Raw genomic sequence first — 14414 nt, 5'->3', positions numbered from 1 at the left:
TCCACCCTGGCCTGACGGAGATTTGGAAGAGCGCGGCCGACCCTCCCCGGCCGCGCTCTTCGCGTTCGCTATAATTCCCGCTATGAACGAACATCGCACACCTGAGGAGCAGCGCGCGCTCGACGAACAGTACATGGCCATGGCTTTGGAAGAGGCCCGGGCCGCGGGCGCTATGGGCGAGGTGCCCATCGGGGCGGTGGTGGTGCACGAGCCCATCGACCGCGGCACGCGGCGCCCCCTGGCCGAGCCCCGCGTCATCGCCCGGGCCCACAACCGGCGCGAGACCGACCGCGACCCGGCGGGCCATGCGGAGTTCCTCGCCATGAAGGAGGCCTCCCGCGCACTCGATGCGTGGCGGCTGGCCGGCTGCACGGTGTACGTGACGCTGGAGCCCTGCATCATGTGCGCGGGCCTCATGCACCAGGCGCGCGTGGCCCGCTGCGTGTACGGCGCGGCCGATCAGAAGGCCGGCGCCGCGGGCACGCTGTACGACATCCACGCCGATACGCGCCTGAACCACCAGTTCCAGGTCACGGCGGGCGTGCGCGAGGACGAGTGCGCGGAATTGCTCCGCGATTTCTTCCAGGCCCGACGTGGGAAGCGCTCAGCAACACGAGAGGAAACCGAATGACCGAGAATGCCCAGCGCAACCGCGAGGCGGAAGTGAACCTTTTGGCGGCGGCCCGCGAGGCCCAATGGTCAGCGGCCGCTTTCATGGGGCCGAACACCGTGAAGCTCGTCTCTCCGGCGAAGGTGAACCTGCTGCTGGCCATCGGCGAGCGCCGGACCGACGGCTACCACGACGCCGATACCATCATGCACGCGCTCGCGCTGCACGACACGCTGTATCTGCGCTGCGAGGATATTTCCGCTGACGAGCTGGCCAAGCGCGCGGCGGAGGGCGCGGGTCGCACCGACGCGGCCGTGGGCGGTCCTTCCGGCAACCTGTACATGACCATCGATCTTGCCGACCGAACGGGCCAGAATCTCGTGGTGCCGGCCGAGGACAACCTCGCCTTCAAGGCGGCCGACCGGCTGGCGCGCGCGGTGGAGCGCGATCTTCCCGAGGCCATTCAGCTGCGCATCGAGAAGCACATTCCTGCCCAGGGCGGTCTTGGCGGCGGCTCGTCGAACGCGGCGGCCGTGCTCGTGGGCCTGGCCCAGGCGTGGGACATTCCCGCCGATGACGAGCGCGTCGTCGATGTCGCCCAGTCCCTCGGTGCCGATGTGGCGTTTTTCCTGCACGGCGGCTGCGCGCTGCTCGGCGGCGTGGGCGAGGCGCTGCAGCGCACGTTGGAGCCATCGCGCCGGGCCGTGGTGCTGGTGAAGCCCGAAGGCGGCGTATCCACCGCGGCTGCTTACCAGCGCTTCGACGAGAGCCCCGTGGCCGTTGCCGCCGACGTGCTCGAGTGCGACCGCTCCGCCGCGAGGGCCGACGAGGTGATTCTCGCCAACAACCTGGCCTCTGCGGCCGATGCCCTGCTGCCCGAGCTGCGCGACGTTCGCTCCTGGCTTGCCGAACAGGCAGGGGAGGGCAACGTGCTCCTTTCCGGCAGCGGGTCTGCCACCTTCGCCCTCGTGGACACGTTCGCCGATGCCAGCCGCATCGCCACCGCGGCCACGGCCCGCGGCTGGTGGGCGCGCCCCACAAGCCTTTCCGGTCTGCGCGCCGCCATCGTGCCCTCGCGATAAGGGGATGGGTAACGAACCGCTGCGCTTTCTGCGAGAGGGCGGAATTATCGTATACACTGATGGCGTTGCAGGCGGCCGCGTGACCGTGCCGCCGAGCGAACTTGCGAGCGCCGCTGCCGAAGGGAGAGGGTGAGAAATGGGCTTTCTAGCACGCTTGTCTCGCGTGGTTCCCCTGCTCGTCATTATGGCGGTGGCCGCCGGGCTCATTTACGTCGTCGTCACCTACCGGCACTCTCCGGCGCGCGCCAAGGAAGTGCTCATCAAGGTGTTCACCTGGCTCAACGGCATCGTCATCGGCTTCTTTGCGCTCGTGTCCCTCTACGCCTTCTTCGACAATGCGCCTGCCGTGCTCGATCTTTCCCTCAGCTTCATGGTCGTGGGCCTTGTCGGCCTTGCCATCACGCGCCTATGCAACTGGCGCTTCCTCAAGCACAACCCCGCCTACCGCAAGAAGCGCCTTGCCGCCACCACCCGCCGCCGCTGGCCCTGGCAGCGCTAGGAGGCCAGAGGAGAAATAACGGTTGAGCCGTCCGCTGGTTATCTGCGGACTCAATAGATATTGTCCATCTCATGGTGCACGACTACTGATCCCATGGGAGCAATGAGTCCTCGTGCGTTTTGCGCTCTTCAGCTCTCTTCGGAAAGCAGCGAGATCTTCGCCTCGCGGTTGCGACCACTTTTCGACCACAGGGGAGGAGCTTGGGAAAAGAAAAGCCCCCTGATCAGGGAGCTTTTGAATGCAAGTGGCGGAGGAGTAGGGATGTCCGCGTATTCGCTGCGCGAATCCGCGAGGCCTGCGGGCTGGCGCCCTCGGCCGAAAACTGCCCACTGGGCAGTTTTCCCCTCGCGGGTTCGAATCCCTCCACCGCCCCCGACAACGAAAAACGCCCTCAGCTGAGGGCGTTGGCATTCAAGTGGCGGAGGAGTAGGGATTCGAACCCTAGATGCCCTTGTGGGGCATACTCACTTAGCAGGCGAGCACCTTCGGCCTCTCGGTCACTCCTCCGCGTAACAATGCATCTTACCCGAGCCGCCCGCATTCTGCAATGAGATATTTTCCCGCTGCGCAAAGAATCCTCCCGAGGCGCTCCCGGTGACCGCTTCGGGCCGCCTCGGCGCATCTGAACGAGGCGCTTAGGCGAGAAGCCCCGACGAGCGCGGCTATTTCTGGTACCCTGTTCATCACGAAAGCACGCAGCGCACGAGGGAAAGGACACGCACGTGATCGGTCGTTACACGCGCCCCGAGATGGGCCGCATCTGGGAGCTCGAGAACAAGTTCGCCATTTGGAAGGAGATCGAGGTTCTGGCCTGCGAGGCCCAGGCCGAGCTCGGCCAGGCGGGCATCACGCGCGAGGAGGCCCAGTGGATTCGCGATCACGCCGATTTCACCGTGGAGGAGATCGACGAGATCGAGAAGGTGACAAACCACGACGTCATCGCGTTCACCACCTGCATGGCCAACTACATCGACGCCGATATTCCCGAGGGCGGCGACAAGCCGAGCCGCTGGGTGCACTACGGCATGACCTCTTCCGATCTGGGCGACACCGCGCTTTCCTACCAGGTCACCCAGGCCTGCGACATCATCATCGAGGACATCAAGCGCCTCGGCGAGACCTGCAAGCGCCGCGCCTTCGAGTTCCAGAACACGCTCTGCGTCGGCCGCACCCACGGCATCCACGCCGAGCCCATGACCTTCGGCATGAAGTTCGGCAGCTGGGCCTGGGCTCTGAAGCGCGCCCTCACCCGCATGGAGGAGGCCCGCGCCGTGGCCGCCACCGGCGCCATCTCAGGCGCGGTGGGCACGTACTCCTCCATCGACCCCTACGTGGAGCAGTACGTGTGCGAGAAGCTGGGCCTCACGCCCGACCCGCTCTCCACCCAGGTGCTCGCCCGCGACCGCCACGCCCAGGTGATGGCGGCGCTGGCGGTATGCGCCTCCACCTTGGAATCCATCGCCATGCAGGTGCGCCTGCTGCAGCAGTCCGACGTCATCGAGGCGGAAGAGCCGTTCACCAAGGGCCAGAAGGGCTCTTCCGCCATGCCCCACAAGCGCAATCCCATCACGGCCGAGCGCGTGTGCGGCCTCGCGCGCGTGGTGAAGGCCAACGCCCAGGTGGCCTTCGACAACGTGGCCCTGTGGTTCGAGCGCGACATCTCGCACTCCGGCGCCGAGCGTGTGGTGCTCGCCGACAGCTTCACGGCGCTCGACTACATGTTCGCGAAGATGCAATGGATGCTCGACGGGCTGCAGACCTACCCGGCCAAGATGGAGCACAACCTGTGGCGCACCAAGGGCCTCATCTTCTCCAGCAAGGTGCTGCTGGCCCTGGTGGACGCCGGCATCACCCGCGAGGACGCCTACGTCATCGTGCAGCGCAACGCCATGAAGGTGTGGGAGGACATCCAGAACGCCGTGGACGGCCCCACCTATCGCGAGCGCCTGGAGGCCGACGACGAGGCCGCCGCGCTGCTGTCGCAGGAGAAGCTCGACGAGATCTTCGACCCGTGGGACTTCCTCACCCGCAAGGACGTGGTCTTCGACCGCCTCCAGGATCTGGAGTTCTAAAGAGCCTCCCGCTTGCCCCTACAACAAAGAACCCCCTCGCATCAGCGCGAGGGGGTTCTTTGTTGTAGGGCTGAAAGGCGCTGCTGCACCGCGCTGCTCTTCCCGGCCCCGCGACGCTCAAATCAACTTTACTAAAGTCCACTTTACTAAAATGAATTTGAGTATTGCTCGCTCAAGCACCGTTCGGCTGCATCGGCTCTACTGTGCCGCGGCCTCGGTGCCGTCGGTGAGCATGCGGATGCCCTCGGCGAGGATGGCGTCGTCCATGGCGCCCATGTAGCCGCCGATGATGTTGCCCTCGGCGTTGACGAGGTAGGTCTGCGGGATGGACGACACGCCGAAGGCCCGCGCCGCGCTGCTGTTGGCGTCGAAGTAGGCCGGGAAGGTGTAGCCGGCGTCGGCGAGGAACGCCTTGGCTGTCTCCTCGGTCTCGCCGCTCATGCCCGTCATGTTCACGATGACGAAATCTACTTCGCTGCCGTAGGTCTCCCAGGCTTTCTGGATGGCGGGCATCTCGCTCGCGCACGGCCCGCACCAGCTGGCCCAGAAGTTCAGGAGCACCGGGCGTCCGCGGAAGTCGGAGAGCGAGACGGTCTTGCCCTCGGAGGTGGTCATGGTGAAGTCGGGCGCCGGCGTTGAGTCGGCGTTGGCGCCGTTGCCGTCTCCCGTGTCCGCCTCCGCCTCGCCGTCCTCGCCGGCTACCGGCTCGGCCTCGGTGCGATGCGCGGCGGCAGTGCCCGTCGCCTGCACCTCGCGCTCGGCTGTGGGGGCCAGCACGCTGTAGGCCACGCCGGCGCCGATGAGCAGCACGGCGAAGGCCACGGCCGCGATGACGACCGTGCGATGGCTCTTGCGGTCGGCCTGGCGCCCCTCGGGCGTGGCGGCCGCGGCCGCCTCCTGCTGGACGGCCGCCTCGAGCGATGCGCCCAGGCGCTCGCCGCGCTCCGCGGGCGTCTCCGCCGCAGTGCCGCTCTCGTTCTCGGTATGCTCGTTCATGTCCGTACCTTTCTCCGCGGGGCGGCCGTTCTAGCTCAGCAGGCGCAGAAAGCCGCCGAGCAGCCCCGTGGCCATGAGCACGCCCACGACCACGAGGAACCAACCGCACACTTTGTTGATAATGCCGTAATGCCGCTTAATGGCCGCGAAGGCCCCCTTCAGCTTGTCGATGAGCACGGCTGCGGCCACGAAGGGAATGCCGAGGCCGGCCGAGTAGCACAGAAGCAGGACGACGCCCTGGGCTACCGAGGCCTGCTGGGAGGCCAGCATGAGCGCCGAGCCCAGAAACGCCCCCACGCAGGGCGTCCAGCCGATGGAGAAGATGACGCCGAACAGCACCGATGAGAAGAATCCCAGCTGGCGCCCGGCAAGCGGGTTCTTGCCCCCGCGGAACAGGTTCACCTTGATGAAGCCGAGGAAGTACAGCCCGAAGGCGATGACCACCAGGCCGCACACTACGTTCACGGCGCTCTGGTACTCGATGAAGAACGCGCCCACCGACGAGGCAAGCGCTCCCATGGCCACGAACACGCAGGTAAAGCCGAGCACGAAGCCGAGCGCGTTGCGCAGCACCACGCCGGTGCGCACCTCCTCGCCGGCGGCGAAGTAGGTCACGTAGATGGGGATCATGGGAAGCAGGCACGGCGATACGAAGGTGATGATGCCCTCCAGAAATGTGATGAGGTAGGTCACCGCACGTATTCCTTCCGCTCCGTGTCGATACAGCCTGCCGGGGCGACGGCGCAGCCGCCCGACCCGTGTTCGCTATTATTCCCGAAAATAGCGAAACGCGCGACGTCCTTCACAGAAAGTCGCGCGTCCGTTACAAGCACGTACATAAACGAAAGGGTGCGGCGCCCTTGCGCGAAGCTCTAGCCCTTCCAGAAGTCTTGGGTGAGCTCTTGGCGGGTGGCGTGGCCGGTTTTCTTCAGGATGTTGTGCACATGGGCCTTCACGGTGCCCAAGGCCAGCTGCAGCGAGCTGGCGATGTTCTGGTTGTCCTTGCCCTCGAGCACCATTTCCAGAATCTCGCGCTCGCGGGCTGTCAGGCCGTGGCGCTCGCAGTAGGCGGGCAAGAGCTCGTCGATGTAGGACTGCAAGTCGGGGTTGTCGGCGGCCGGCGGCTCCTTGAAGCGCAGGCGCAGCGTCTCGGCGGCGGCCCGCATGGCGAAGAAGGCGAAGGCCAGCACGAGGAAGTTCTCGGAGAAGTTGCGCTCCGAGAGGTAGAGGGGCAGAAGGCTGTCGGCGATGGTGTCCGGATCGAGCATGAGCATCATGAAGATGTCCTCGGCCAGAATGCACAGCACGAACGCGAAGGTGGTGAACAGCAGCGGTTCCTGGCGGCGCATGCGCGCCCGCTCGATGTCGCTTTGACAGGTGCAGTAGCGGAAGATCACGTAGCCGAGGCCCCAGAGCAGGAACAGCTGGCGCAGGCTGAAGTACAGCCACTGGCAGAAGGGGCCCTCGGGCAGCAGTCCGAGCACGAGGGCGCAGGCGCCGAGGAACAGAGCCAGGGGCAGCCACAGGAGCACAGGCCGGCGCTCGTTCTCGAAGTCGCACACGAGCAGCCACAGCGACTGCAGGGTGCCCGCCGCGAGCGCCGTGCGCATCAGGGGCCGATCGACGCCGTAGAACGAGTCGAAGGAGTAGGCGAGGTTCTGCCCCAGGTACTCATACTGGAAGATGAGGGCCATATCGAGGAAGTAGAAGAGGAAGAGCGCGCCCGCGTACAGGTAGGCGCGCCGCCGCGAGACGAAGTAGGCCGACAGGCATACCGACCCCGCCGCCACGCAAGCCACCATGATGAGGATGGTGTAGAGGTAGAAAGCTGTCTCCATCGCGCTGCTCCTTGGCCCCCGAATGTGCGTTGCCAGGTTCTAATCCGGATTAGAAAGCCGAATGCACCCGCTATGCGAGCCGCGTAAACCCCCGTTCGCACCAAGACCCCATTGAACCACAACTGCCCGCTCAGAGCCCTCAACTTCAGGATTATTTTGGATATAGATGCGGGTGTGAAATTTCCTGAACGCAAAATAATCCCGGTTAATGCTTCCCAAGTCTTCACGCCGCCCCCATGCTGTGCCCCAACGGATGCGGAGGAGCATCAGGGGACGGTCAGGCTGGCACGGCCTCGCCGCTTCCTTCGCGACAAGTCGCCCGCGGTCTTTCCGACCGAAGGCCGCGGATATATCCCTAAGGAGGATTTCCATGGTCAAGGATTACATCGACACCAACGACTTCACCAAAGAGGAGCTGCTCGGCATGGTGGATCTGGCCATCGCCATGAAGGGGCTCATCAAGGAGGGCGGCGAGTACCCGCTGCTGCTGAAGCACAAGACCCTCGGCATGATCTTCCAGCAGGTGTCCACCCGCACCCGCATCTCCTTCGAGACGGCCATGACCGACCTCGGCGGCCACGCGCAGTTCTTCGGCCCCGGCTCCATCCAGCTGGGCGGCCATGAGTCCATCGAGGACTCCGGCCGCGTCATGGGAAGCCTCGTCGACATCCTCATGGCCCGCGTCGACCGCCACAAGGACGTGGTGGACCTGGCGAAGTACTCCGCTGCCCCGGTCATCAACGGCATGAGCGAGTTCAACCACCCCACCCAGGAGCTCGGCGACCTCATGACCATGATCGAGAATTTGCCCGCTGGTAAGAAGATCGAGGACTGCAAGCTCGCCTTCATCGGCGACGCCACCCAGGTGTGCGTGTCGCTCATGTTCATCGCCTCGAAGATGGGCATGGACTTCGTGCAGTTCGGCCCGAAGGGCCACCAGATCTCCGACGGTGCCCTGCACGTGGGCACCGATGAGGAGCGCGAGGCCTTCGGCAAGCAGCTCATGGCCATCGGCGAGGAGAATTGCAAGATCTCCGGCGGCACCATCACCATCTCCGACGACATCTCCTGCATCGAGGGCGCCGACTTCGTCTACACCGACGTGTGGTACGGCCTCTACGACGAGGAGGTCTCCGGCGAGAACTACATGGACGTGTTCTACCCGAAGTACCAGGTGACCTGGGATTTGATGAACGCGGCCGGCCCGGACAGCAAGTTTATGCACTGCCTGCCCGCCACCCGCGGCGAGGAAGTGGTGGACGAGGTGATGGACGACCCCGCGCGCAGCCTGTGCTGGGACGAGGCCGAGAACCGCAAGCACTCCATCCGCGCCATCTTGGCCACGCTGTGCCCGCAGAGCGAGCCCGACGAGCAGAAGGCCACGGCCTACCGCGCCACCATCGACGCGTGCATGGCAAAGCTGGGCAAGCACGGTCTGTAAGACGTACCGGGTCGGGGGAGCCGCGGCTCCCCCGCCTTCATCTTCCAAGTAAGGAGCCACACTATGAGTGGTAAGAAGAAATTCTCCTTCATGTCCGTCATCCTCTCGGTGATCTGCGTGGTGTTCGTGTGCGAGGCCGCAGCGCCCGCCGCCGCCATCGGCAACCAGCAGTTCTTCTGGTGGATCTTCCTCATCATCACCTTCCTTCTGCCCTACGGCATGGTGGTGGCCGAGCTCGGCACCACCTACGACTCGGAGGGCGGCATCTACGACTGGGTGCGCGATGCTCTGGGCGACAAGTGGGGCGCCCGCATCAGCTGGTACTACTGGATCAACTTCCCGCTGTGGATCGCCAGCCTGGCCACCCTGTTCCCGCCGATTCTCGGCATGGTGTTCGGGGCCGACATCGAGTCGAACCTGGCGCTGACGCTAGCCATCGAGATCGCCTTCGTGTGGATCGTCGTGTTCATGAGCTTCTCGAAGGTGTCCGATTCCGAGTGGATCTTGAACGGCGGCGCCATCCTGAAGGTGCTCGTGGCCGTGTCGGTGGGCGTGCTCGGCATCTGGTTCGCCTGCACCAACGGGTTCGCCGGCTCCATGGCCCCTGAGACCTTCCTGCCCGACGTGACCAACACCGCCGCGCTCGGGTACCTGTCCATCATCATCTTCAACTTCATGGGCTTTGAGGTGGTCTGCACCTTCGCCAAGGACATGCAGAACCCGGCCCGCGACATCCCGAAGGCCATCATCCTGGGCGGCCTGGCCATCGGCGCCATCTACCTGTTCTGCGGCTTCGGCATCGGAGCGGCCATCCCCGCCGACCAGATCGACCCGGACTTCGGCATGATCGTGGCCGTGATGACCATCGTGGGCGAGGCGTCCCCCATCTTCATCATCATCGCCGTGGTGTTCCTCATCACCCTGTTCGCGAACATGGCCTCCTGGTCGTTCGGCGTGAACGCCGTGGCCCAGTACGCCGCGAAGAACCAGAACATGCCGAAGGTCTTCGCCCATGAGAACCCGAAGACCGGCATGCCCACCGGCGCCGCCGTCGTGAACGGCATCGTGGCCACGGCCGTGCTGCTCATCCAGCTCATCCCCAACGAGGCCATCTCCGACGGGCTGTTCTGGACCCTGTTCGCCACGTCGGTCGTGTTCCTGCTGCTCACCTACATCCCCATGTTCCCGGCGTTCATCAAGCTGCGCAAGGTGGATGCGAACCGCCCGCGCGTGTACCGCTTCCCCTTCACCGGCACGGCCATGAAGGTGGTGCTCGCCATCCCCGTGATCGAGCTGGTGCTGGCCTGCGTGGCCACCGTGGTGCCGCTGTCGGCCGAGGAAGTGGCCGATAAGATTCCCATGATCGCCATCTTCGTCGTCTTCCTGGTGATGGGCGAGGTGGTGCGCGTGGTGAGCGCCCGCGGCCGCAAGGAGGAGTTCACGGGCCTCACCGAGGCCACGGCTGCCGAGCGCCTCGCCGCCGAGGCCGCCGGCGAGCCCGACTCGCTTGAGCCCGCCGACCCGGCCCAGATCGAGCAGATTCTTGCCGCTGACGGAGGCAAGAGCGAAAAGGTTCTGTAGCCTCAACCGTCAGGATCTCCGTGGAACCGAGGCGGGTCTGTGCCGGCCGCCTCTGACCAAGTGGAAGCGGGGCGCGCCCGAGCTCTCCGACGCGCCCCGCCCCCGAAGCCATTTCACTCCGAAAGGATTTCCCCATGAAGACCATTTACGAGTCCGAGTCCACCCCCGCCGCCGACGGCTTCTACATGCCCGCCGAGTTCGCCCCGCAGGAGCGCGTCTGGATGGGCTGGCCGCACCGCACCGATACCTGGGCCCACGGCGCCAAGCCGGCCCAGGCCCAGTACGCCGCTATCGCCCGGGCCATCGCCGAGTTCACGCCGGTCACCATGTGCGCGAACCAGGCCGACTACGCCAACTGCAAGGCCGTCTTCGAGGACGACGAGAACGTGACCGTCATCGAGATGACCACCGACGACGCCTGGTTCCGCGACACCGGCGCCACCTACGTCATCGACGGCAAGGGCGGCAAGCGCGCCTGCCACTGGCACTTCAATGCCTACGGCGGCCTCATCGACGGCCTGTACTTCCCGTGGGACAAGGACGAGCAGATCGCGCTCAAGATGGCCGAGCTGTCGGGCTGCCGCCGCTACCGTCCCGACGACATGATCCTCGAGGGCGGCTCCATCACCGTGGACGGCGAGGGCACCCTCGTGGTGACCGACCAGTGCCTGCTCTCCCCGGGCCGCACCGCCTCCGCCGTGCTCGCCGAGGAAGCCGACGAGGACACCATCTGGCCGGCCTACGCCAAGCGCTTCGAGCCCTGGAGCGAGGAGCTGCGCGCCTACATGGACGAGGAGCTGAAGAAGTACCTCGGCGTGGAGAAGGTCATCTGGGTGCGCGAGGGCATCGATCCCGAGGAGACCAACGGCCACATCGACGACGTGGCCACCTTCGTCGCCCCCGGCGTCATGGCCTGCATCTGGACCGACGACCCGGACTACCCCTTCTACGAGCAGTGCCACGCCGCCTACGAGACGCTGTCGGGCGCGGTGGACGCGAAGGGCCGCGCCATCAAGGTGTACAAGCTGCCCATGCCGGTGAACCCGCTGTACATGGACCAGGCCTCCTGCGACAGCATCGACGCCGACGAGAACGCCGAGCCGCGCGTGGCAGACGAGCCGCTCATCGCGTCCTACATGAACTACCTCGTGACCAACGGCGGCGTCATCGTGCCGCAGTACGGCGACGAGAACGACGCGCTGGCCGTGGAGACGCTGCAGCAGATCTACGACGAGGTGTGGGGCGAGGGCGTCTACAAGTGCGTGGGCGTGCCCTCCGAGCAGGTCGTCTACGGCGGCGGCAACATCCACTGCATCACCCAGCAGGAGCCCAAGGCCTAAAGGGCGCTTGCCGGGCCGCGGCTTAATCGGAAGCTCAGAATTGGAAAGACGGCTCCAGCTCGGAGCCGTCTTTTTTTTGCGCGCTGGGCTTCGTGCCATATCGCCCCTCCGCAAGGGCGAATCCGGAAAGGGAGCCCCGCCTTTCATGTTTTGCGAGGCGCATGGTGGCCAGGACGAGGGACGAGGGGCGCCCGACGGCTGAATGCGCTATCATGGCGGCCTATCAACTTTCTATCACCAATGGTGACAGTAGTGAGACGAGGCGTTTATGGAAGAGATCGAGAAGCCGGTCGTACGCGAGCTGGCCGGAGAAATAGCTCATCTTATCAACGAGCGACAGTATCGTGCTCTGAAGCGGCTGAATACCAGCACCATAGATCTGTACTGGCGCATCGGCGAGATAATATGCGCTCGGCAAGAGCTGGAGGGATGGGGAAAATCGGTCGTAGAGGGCCTCTCTGATGAGCTCATGAAAATGTTTCCCGGCGCTAAAGGGTATTCAGCAGTCAATTTATGGAGAATGCGAAACTTCTATCTCACCTATCGCGACAACGAGAAGCTGTCACTTTTGGTGAGAGAAATCAGCTGGTCATGCAATCTGGTGATAATGAACAAATGTGATGATGACCTGCAGCGCGAGTTTTACCTAAAAGCAGCGGCGCGATACGGCTGGACCAAGCGGCTCCTCGCAAATTATATAGAGGCCGGCGCCTATGAGAGATTTCTCTCAAACCAGACGAACTTTGAAGCCACGCTTCCGCCCGAACGACGGGCGCAGGCAAAGCTTGCCGTTAAAGATGAGTATGCTTTCGACTTCGCCGAGCTTTCTCCCGAGTATTCCGAGCACGAGCTCGAGCTTCAACTGGTTTCGCGCATTCGCGACTTCCTGGCGGAAATGGGAGGCGCCTTCGCGTTTGTCGGCAGTCAATTCCACTTGAAGGCCGGAGAGCGAGACATTTACATTGACTTGTTGCTATTCCACCGAGGGCTAAAGTCACTTGTGGCTGTCGAATTGAAAGTGGGCGAATTTGAAGCAGAGTATGCGGGGAAAATGCAGCTCTATCTTTCTGCGCTGGACGATCAGGTGCGTCTCCCCGATGAGAACTCGTCCATTGGCATCATCATCTGCAAGAGCAAGGACAGAACCTATGTGGAGTATGCCTTGCGCCAGTCGTCTGCACCCATCGGCGTGGCTACCTACAGTTTGAGTCGCGCGTTGCCCGAGGAGCTAAGAGGCCAGCTTCCTTCACCCGAGATTATCGCCGCGAGACTCGCCGCGTTCGATGATGTCCCTTTTGGGGATAGCTAGCATCAGCGCGCCAGTAGCAATTGCGTGCCCAGCTGCTCTCCGGAAAGGGGAGGGCGCCGGAGGTTTGCTTCGGGCCTTCGGCGCCCTCAAATTAGGAGAAGTGCCCCAATGGGTTCATGCGCTGGCGCTCGATGGCGAGGGCCACGCGTTCGCTGCATACATTTTCTGGGATGAACGATCTGACGGAGTCCGTGAGCAGGACTCGCAGCCGCCCGCCAGTCCCCTTGCAGCTGGCGGGCGGTGTGCGTCGGGCCTTTTCCCATTTCGCTGGTTGAAAAAGCGGTGCGCCTGGCCTATGCTGGTCGGGCGCACTTACTTTTATATGCCGACGCGCTACCAGAGGAGGCCTCCCATGGGCATCTCGACCGATTCCGTTACCCGCCGCCGGTTCGTCTGGCTGGGCGCCGTGGGCGCGGCCACCGTGGCGCTCGGCGGCTGCGAGGCCGAGCCTGCGCCCGAGGCTCCCTCCGCGACGACCTTCGACGAGCCCGGCACCGGCAGCGCGGGCGGGGGAGCCGCCGCCGTCGATGCCGCCGAGCACGCCGCCGCCGAGGCAGCGGCCCGGCTCGATGCCATGAGCCTCGAGCAGAAGGTGGCCCAGTTGTTCATCGTGGCGCCCGAGGCTTTGGTGGAGGACGTCTCCCAGGTCACCCAGGCCGGCGAGGCCACCCATGCGGGCGTGACGGCCCACCCGGTGGGCGGCATCGTGTACTTCGCCCAGAACCTCATCGATCCCGACCAGACCACGGCCATGCTCGCCAACGTGAAGTCGTTCTTCTCCGAGGACGGCAACGTGCGCCCCTTCCTGGCGGTGGACGAGGAGGGCGGCAGCGTGGTGCGCGTCGCCGACAACGAGGCCTTCGGGGTGCAGGATGTGGGCAACGCCTCCGAGCTGGGGGCTGCCGGCGATACGGCCGCGGCGTCCCAGGCGGCCGCGGCGCTCGCGGCCTACCTGATGCCCCTCGGCTTCAACCTCGACTTCGCCCCCGTGGCCGACGTGGTGGATCCCACCCGCAGCGACACCATGGGCCTGCGCTCGTTCTCCCCCGATCCGGCGGTGTGCGCCGACATGGTGCGCGCCGAGGTTGAGGCCTTCAACGGGGCCGGCATGCTCTGCTGCGCCAAGCACTTCCCCGGCATCGGCGCGGCAGCGGGCGACTCCCACGACGACTCCATCACCATCGAGAAAACCATCGACGAGCTGCAGGAGACCGACCTGGTGCCCTTCAAGGCGGCCATCGAGGCCGGCGTGCCCATGATCATGGTGGGACATTTGAACTTGCCGAACGTCATCAGCGACGGCGTGCCCGCGCCCTTGAGCGCGGTGGTGGTGCAGGATCTTCTGCGCGACACCCTGGGGTATACCGGCATCGTCGTCACCGACTCGCTTTCCATGGGGGCCATCGCGAACTACTACACCCCGGCCGAGGCGGCCGTGGCGGCGCTCAGGGCGGGCTGCGACATCCCGCTCATGCCCGAGCGATTCGGCGAGGCCTACCAGGGCGTGCTCGACGCCGTGGCCGCAGGCGAGCTCACCGAGGAGCGCATCGACGAGTCAGTGCTGCGCATCCTTACGGCCAAGCAGCGCTACATCGGCCTGTAGGCGCCCGCGCCAGGGCGCTCCTCCGTTCCGCGCGGTTTTGGGA

At 64.9% G+C, this 14414-nt stretch carries 12 protein-coding genes and 1 tRNA gene; 9 read left to right on the top strand and 4 right to left on the bottom strand.

Features of this window, described 5'->3' with window-relative positions; all coding sequences use genetic code 11:
- Positions 1–82 precede the first annotated feature (82 nt).
- The 3 genes from tadA to Q5064_RS07245 all read left to right on the top strand — a co-directional run bounded on the left by tadA (position 83) and on the right by Q5064_RS07245 (position 2191).
- Complete coding sequence (tadA, locus tag Q5064_RS07255; RefSeq protein WP_302963424.1) at positions 83–631, top strand: tRNA adenosine(34) deaminase TadA; 549 nt, start codon at positions 83–85, stop codon at positions 629–631.
- A complete protein-coding gene (gene ispE, locus Q5064_RS07250) occupies positions 628–1692 on the top strand; it encodes a 4-(cytidine 5'-diphospho)-2-C-methyl-D-erythritol kinase (RefSeq protein ID WP_302963423.1) in 1065 nt (354 codons plus the stop codon). The genes tadA and ispE overlap by 4 nt, the downstream gene beginning before the upstream one ends.
- A gap of 136 nt (positions 1693–1828) precedes the next feature.
- The gene (locus Q5064_RS07245) at positions 1829–2191 is read left to right on the top strand and encodes a guanylate cyclase (RefSeq protein WP_302963420.1); all 363 of its coding nucleotides are present in this window, start codon (positions 1829–1831) and stop codon (positions 2189–2191) included.
- A gap of 416 nt (positions 2192–2607) precedes the next feature.
- Here the strand turns inward: Q5064_RS07245 and Q5064_RS07240 are convergent.
- A tRNA-Ser gene (locus Q5064_RS07240) sits at positions 2608–2698 on the bottom strand.
- A gap of 215 nt (positions 2699–2913) precedes the next feature.
- Between Q5064_RS07240 and purB the strand changes: the two genes are divergently transcribed.
- A complete protein-coding gene (purB, locus tag Q5064_RS07235; protein WP_302963418.1) occupies positions 2914–4263 on the top strand; it encodes an adenylosuccinate lyase in 1350 nt (449 codons plus the stop codon).
- A gap of 198 nt (positions 4264–4461) precedes the next feature.
- Here purB and Q5064_RS07230 read toward each other — a convergent pair whose 3' ends face one another.
- The 3 genes from Q5064_RS07230 to Q5064_RS07220 form a co-directional block, all read right to left on the bottom strand.
- The gene (locus Q5064_RS07230) at positions 4462–5259 is read right to left on the bottom strand and encodes a TlpA disulfide reductase family protein (protein WP_302963415.1); all 798 of its coding nucleotides are present in this window, start codon (positions 5257–5259) and stop codon (positions 4462–4464) included.
- Between the two features lie 30 nt (positions 5260–5289).
- Entirely contained in the window at positions 5290–5952 is a 663-nt protein-coding gene (locus Q5064_RS07225; RefSeq protein ID WP_302963412.1) for a cytochrome c biogenesis CcdA family protein, read from the bottom strand.
- A 179-nt stretch (positions 5953–6131) separates the two neighbouring features.
- Positions 6132–7097, bottom strand: a complete 966-nt coding sequence (locus tag Q5064_RS07220) for a helix-turn-helix transcriptional regulator (protein ID WP_302963410.1) — start codon at positions 7095–7097, stop codon at positions 6132–6134.
- A gap of 370 nt (positions 7098–7467) precedes the next feature.
- On the opposite strand from Q5064_RS07220, the gene ptcA reads away from it, so the two are divergent.
- The 5 genes from ptcA to Q5064_RS07195 all read left to right on the top strand — a co-directional run bounded on the left by ptcA (position 7468) and on the right by Q5064_RS07195 (position 14371).
- Positions 7468–8538, top strand: coding sequence for a putrescine carbamoyltransferase (gene ptcA / locus Q5064_RS07215; protein ID WP_302963407.1), 1071 nt, complete (start codon positions 7468–7470; stop codon positions 8536–8538).
- A 63-nt stretch (positions 8539–8601) separates the two neighbouring features.
- Positions 8602–10119 carry an APC family permease gene (locus tag Q5064_RS07210; protein WP_302963404.1) on the top strand — a complete coding sequence of 506 codons (1518 nt, stop codon included), beginning with the start codon at positions 8602–8604 and terminating at the stop codon, positions 10117–10119.
- A 134-nt stretch (positions 10120–10253) separates the two neighbouring features.
- Complete coding sequence (locus tag Q5064_RS07205; RefSeq protein WP_302963401.1) at positions 10254–11459, top strand: agmatine deiminase family protein; 1206 nt, start codon at positions 10254–10256, stop codon at positions 11457–11459.
- A gap of 268 nt (positions 11460–11727) precedes the next feature.
- Positions 11728–12768, top strand: a complete 1041-nt coding sequence (locus tag Q5064_RS07200; RefSeq protein WP_302963398.1) for a YhcG family protein — start codon at positions 11728–11730, stop codon at positions 12766–12768.
- A gap of 352 nt (positions 12769–13120) precedes the next feature.
- Positions 13121–14371, top strand: a complete 1251-nt coding sequence (locus tag Q5064_RS07195; RefSeq protein ID WP_302963395.1) for a glycoside hydrolase family 3 N-terminal domain-containing protein — start codon at positions 13121–13123, stop codon at positions 14369–14371.
- Positions 14372–14414: the final 43 nt, after the last annotated feature.

It is taken from the genome of uncultured Adlercreutzia sp. (assembly GCF_958431955.1).
In the GTDB taxonomy this organism is placed as follows: Bacteria; Actinomycetota; Coriobacteriia; order Coriobacteriales; family Eggerthellaceae; genus Adlercreutzia.
This window is presented reverse-complemented; position numbering and strand designations above follow the sequence as displayed.

Bases quoted from the DNA above. Each gene is read 5' to 3' on its own strand.
- tadA (WP_302963424.1), top strand. From the start codon at position 83: ATGAACGAACATCGCACACCTGAGGAGCAGCGCGCGCTCGACGAACAG.
- ispE (WP_302963423.1), top strand. From the start codon at position 628: ATGACCGAGAATGCCCAGCGCAACCGCGAGGCGGAAGTGAACCTTTTG.
- Q5064_RS07245 (WP_302963420.1), top strand. From the start codon at position 1,829: ATGGGCTTTCTAGCACGCTTGTCTCGCGTGGTTCCCCTGCTCGTCATT.
- Q5064_RS07230 (WP_302963415.1), bottom strand. From the start codon at position 5,259: ATGAACGAGCATACCGAGAACGAGAGCGGCACTGCGGCGGAGACGCCC.
- Q5064_RS07220 (WP_302963410.1), bottom strand. From the start codon at position 7,097: ATGGAGACAGCTTTCTACCTCTACACCATCCTCATCATGGTGGCTTGC.
- ptcA (WP_302963407.1), top strand. From the start codon at position 7,468: ATGGTCAAGGATTACATCGACACCAACGACTTCACCAAAGAGGAGCTG.
- Q5064_RS07210 (WP_302963404.1), top strand. From the start codon at position 8,602: ATGAGTGGTAAGAAGAAATTCTCCTTCATGTCCGTCATCCTCTCGGTG.
- Q5064_RS07205 (WP_302963401.1), top strand. From the start codon at position 10,254: ATGAAGACCATTTACGAGTCCGAGTCCACCCCCGCCGCCGACGGCTTC.
- Q5064_RS07200 (WP_302963398.1), top strand. From the start codon at position 11,728: ATGGAAGAGATCGAGAAGCCGGTCGTACGCGAGCTGGCCGGAGAAATA.
- Q5064_RS07195 (WP_302963395.1), top strand. From the start codon at position 13,121: ATGGGCATCTCGACCGATTCCGTTACCCGCCGCCGGTTCGTCTGGCTG.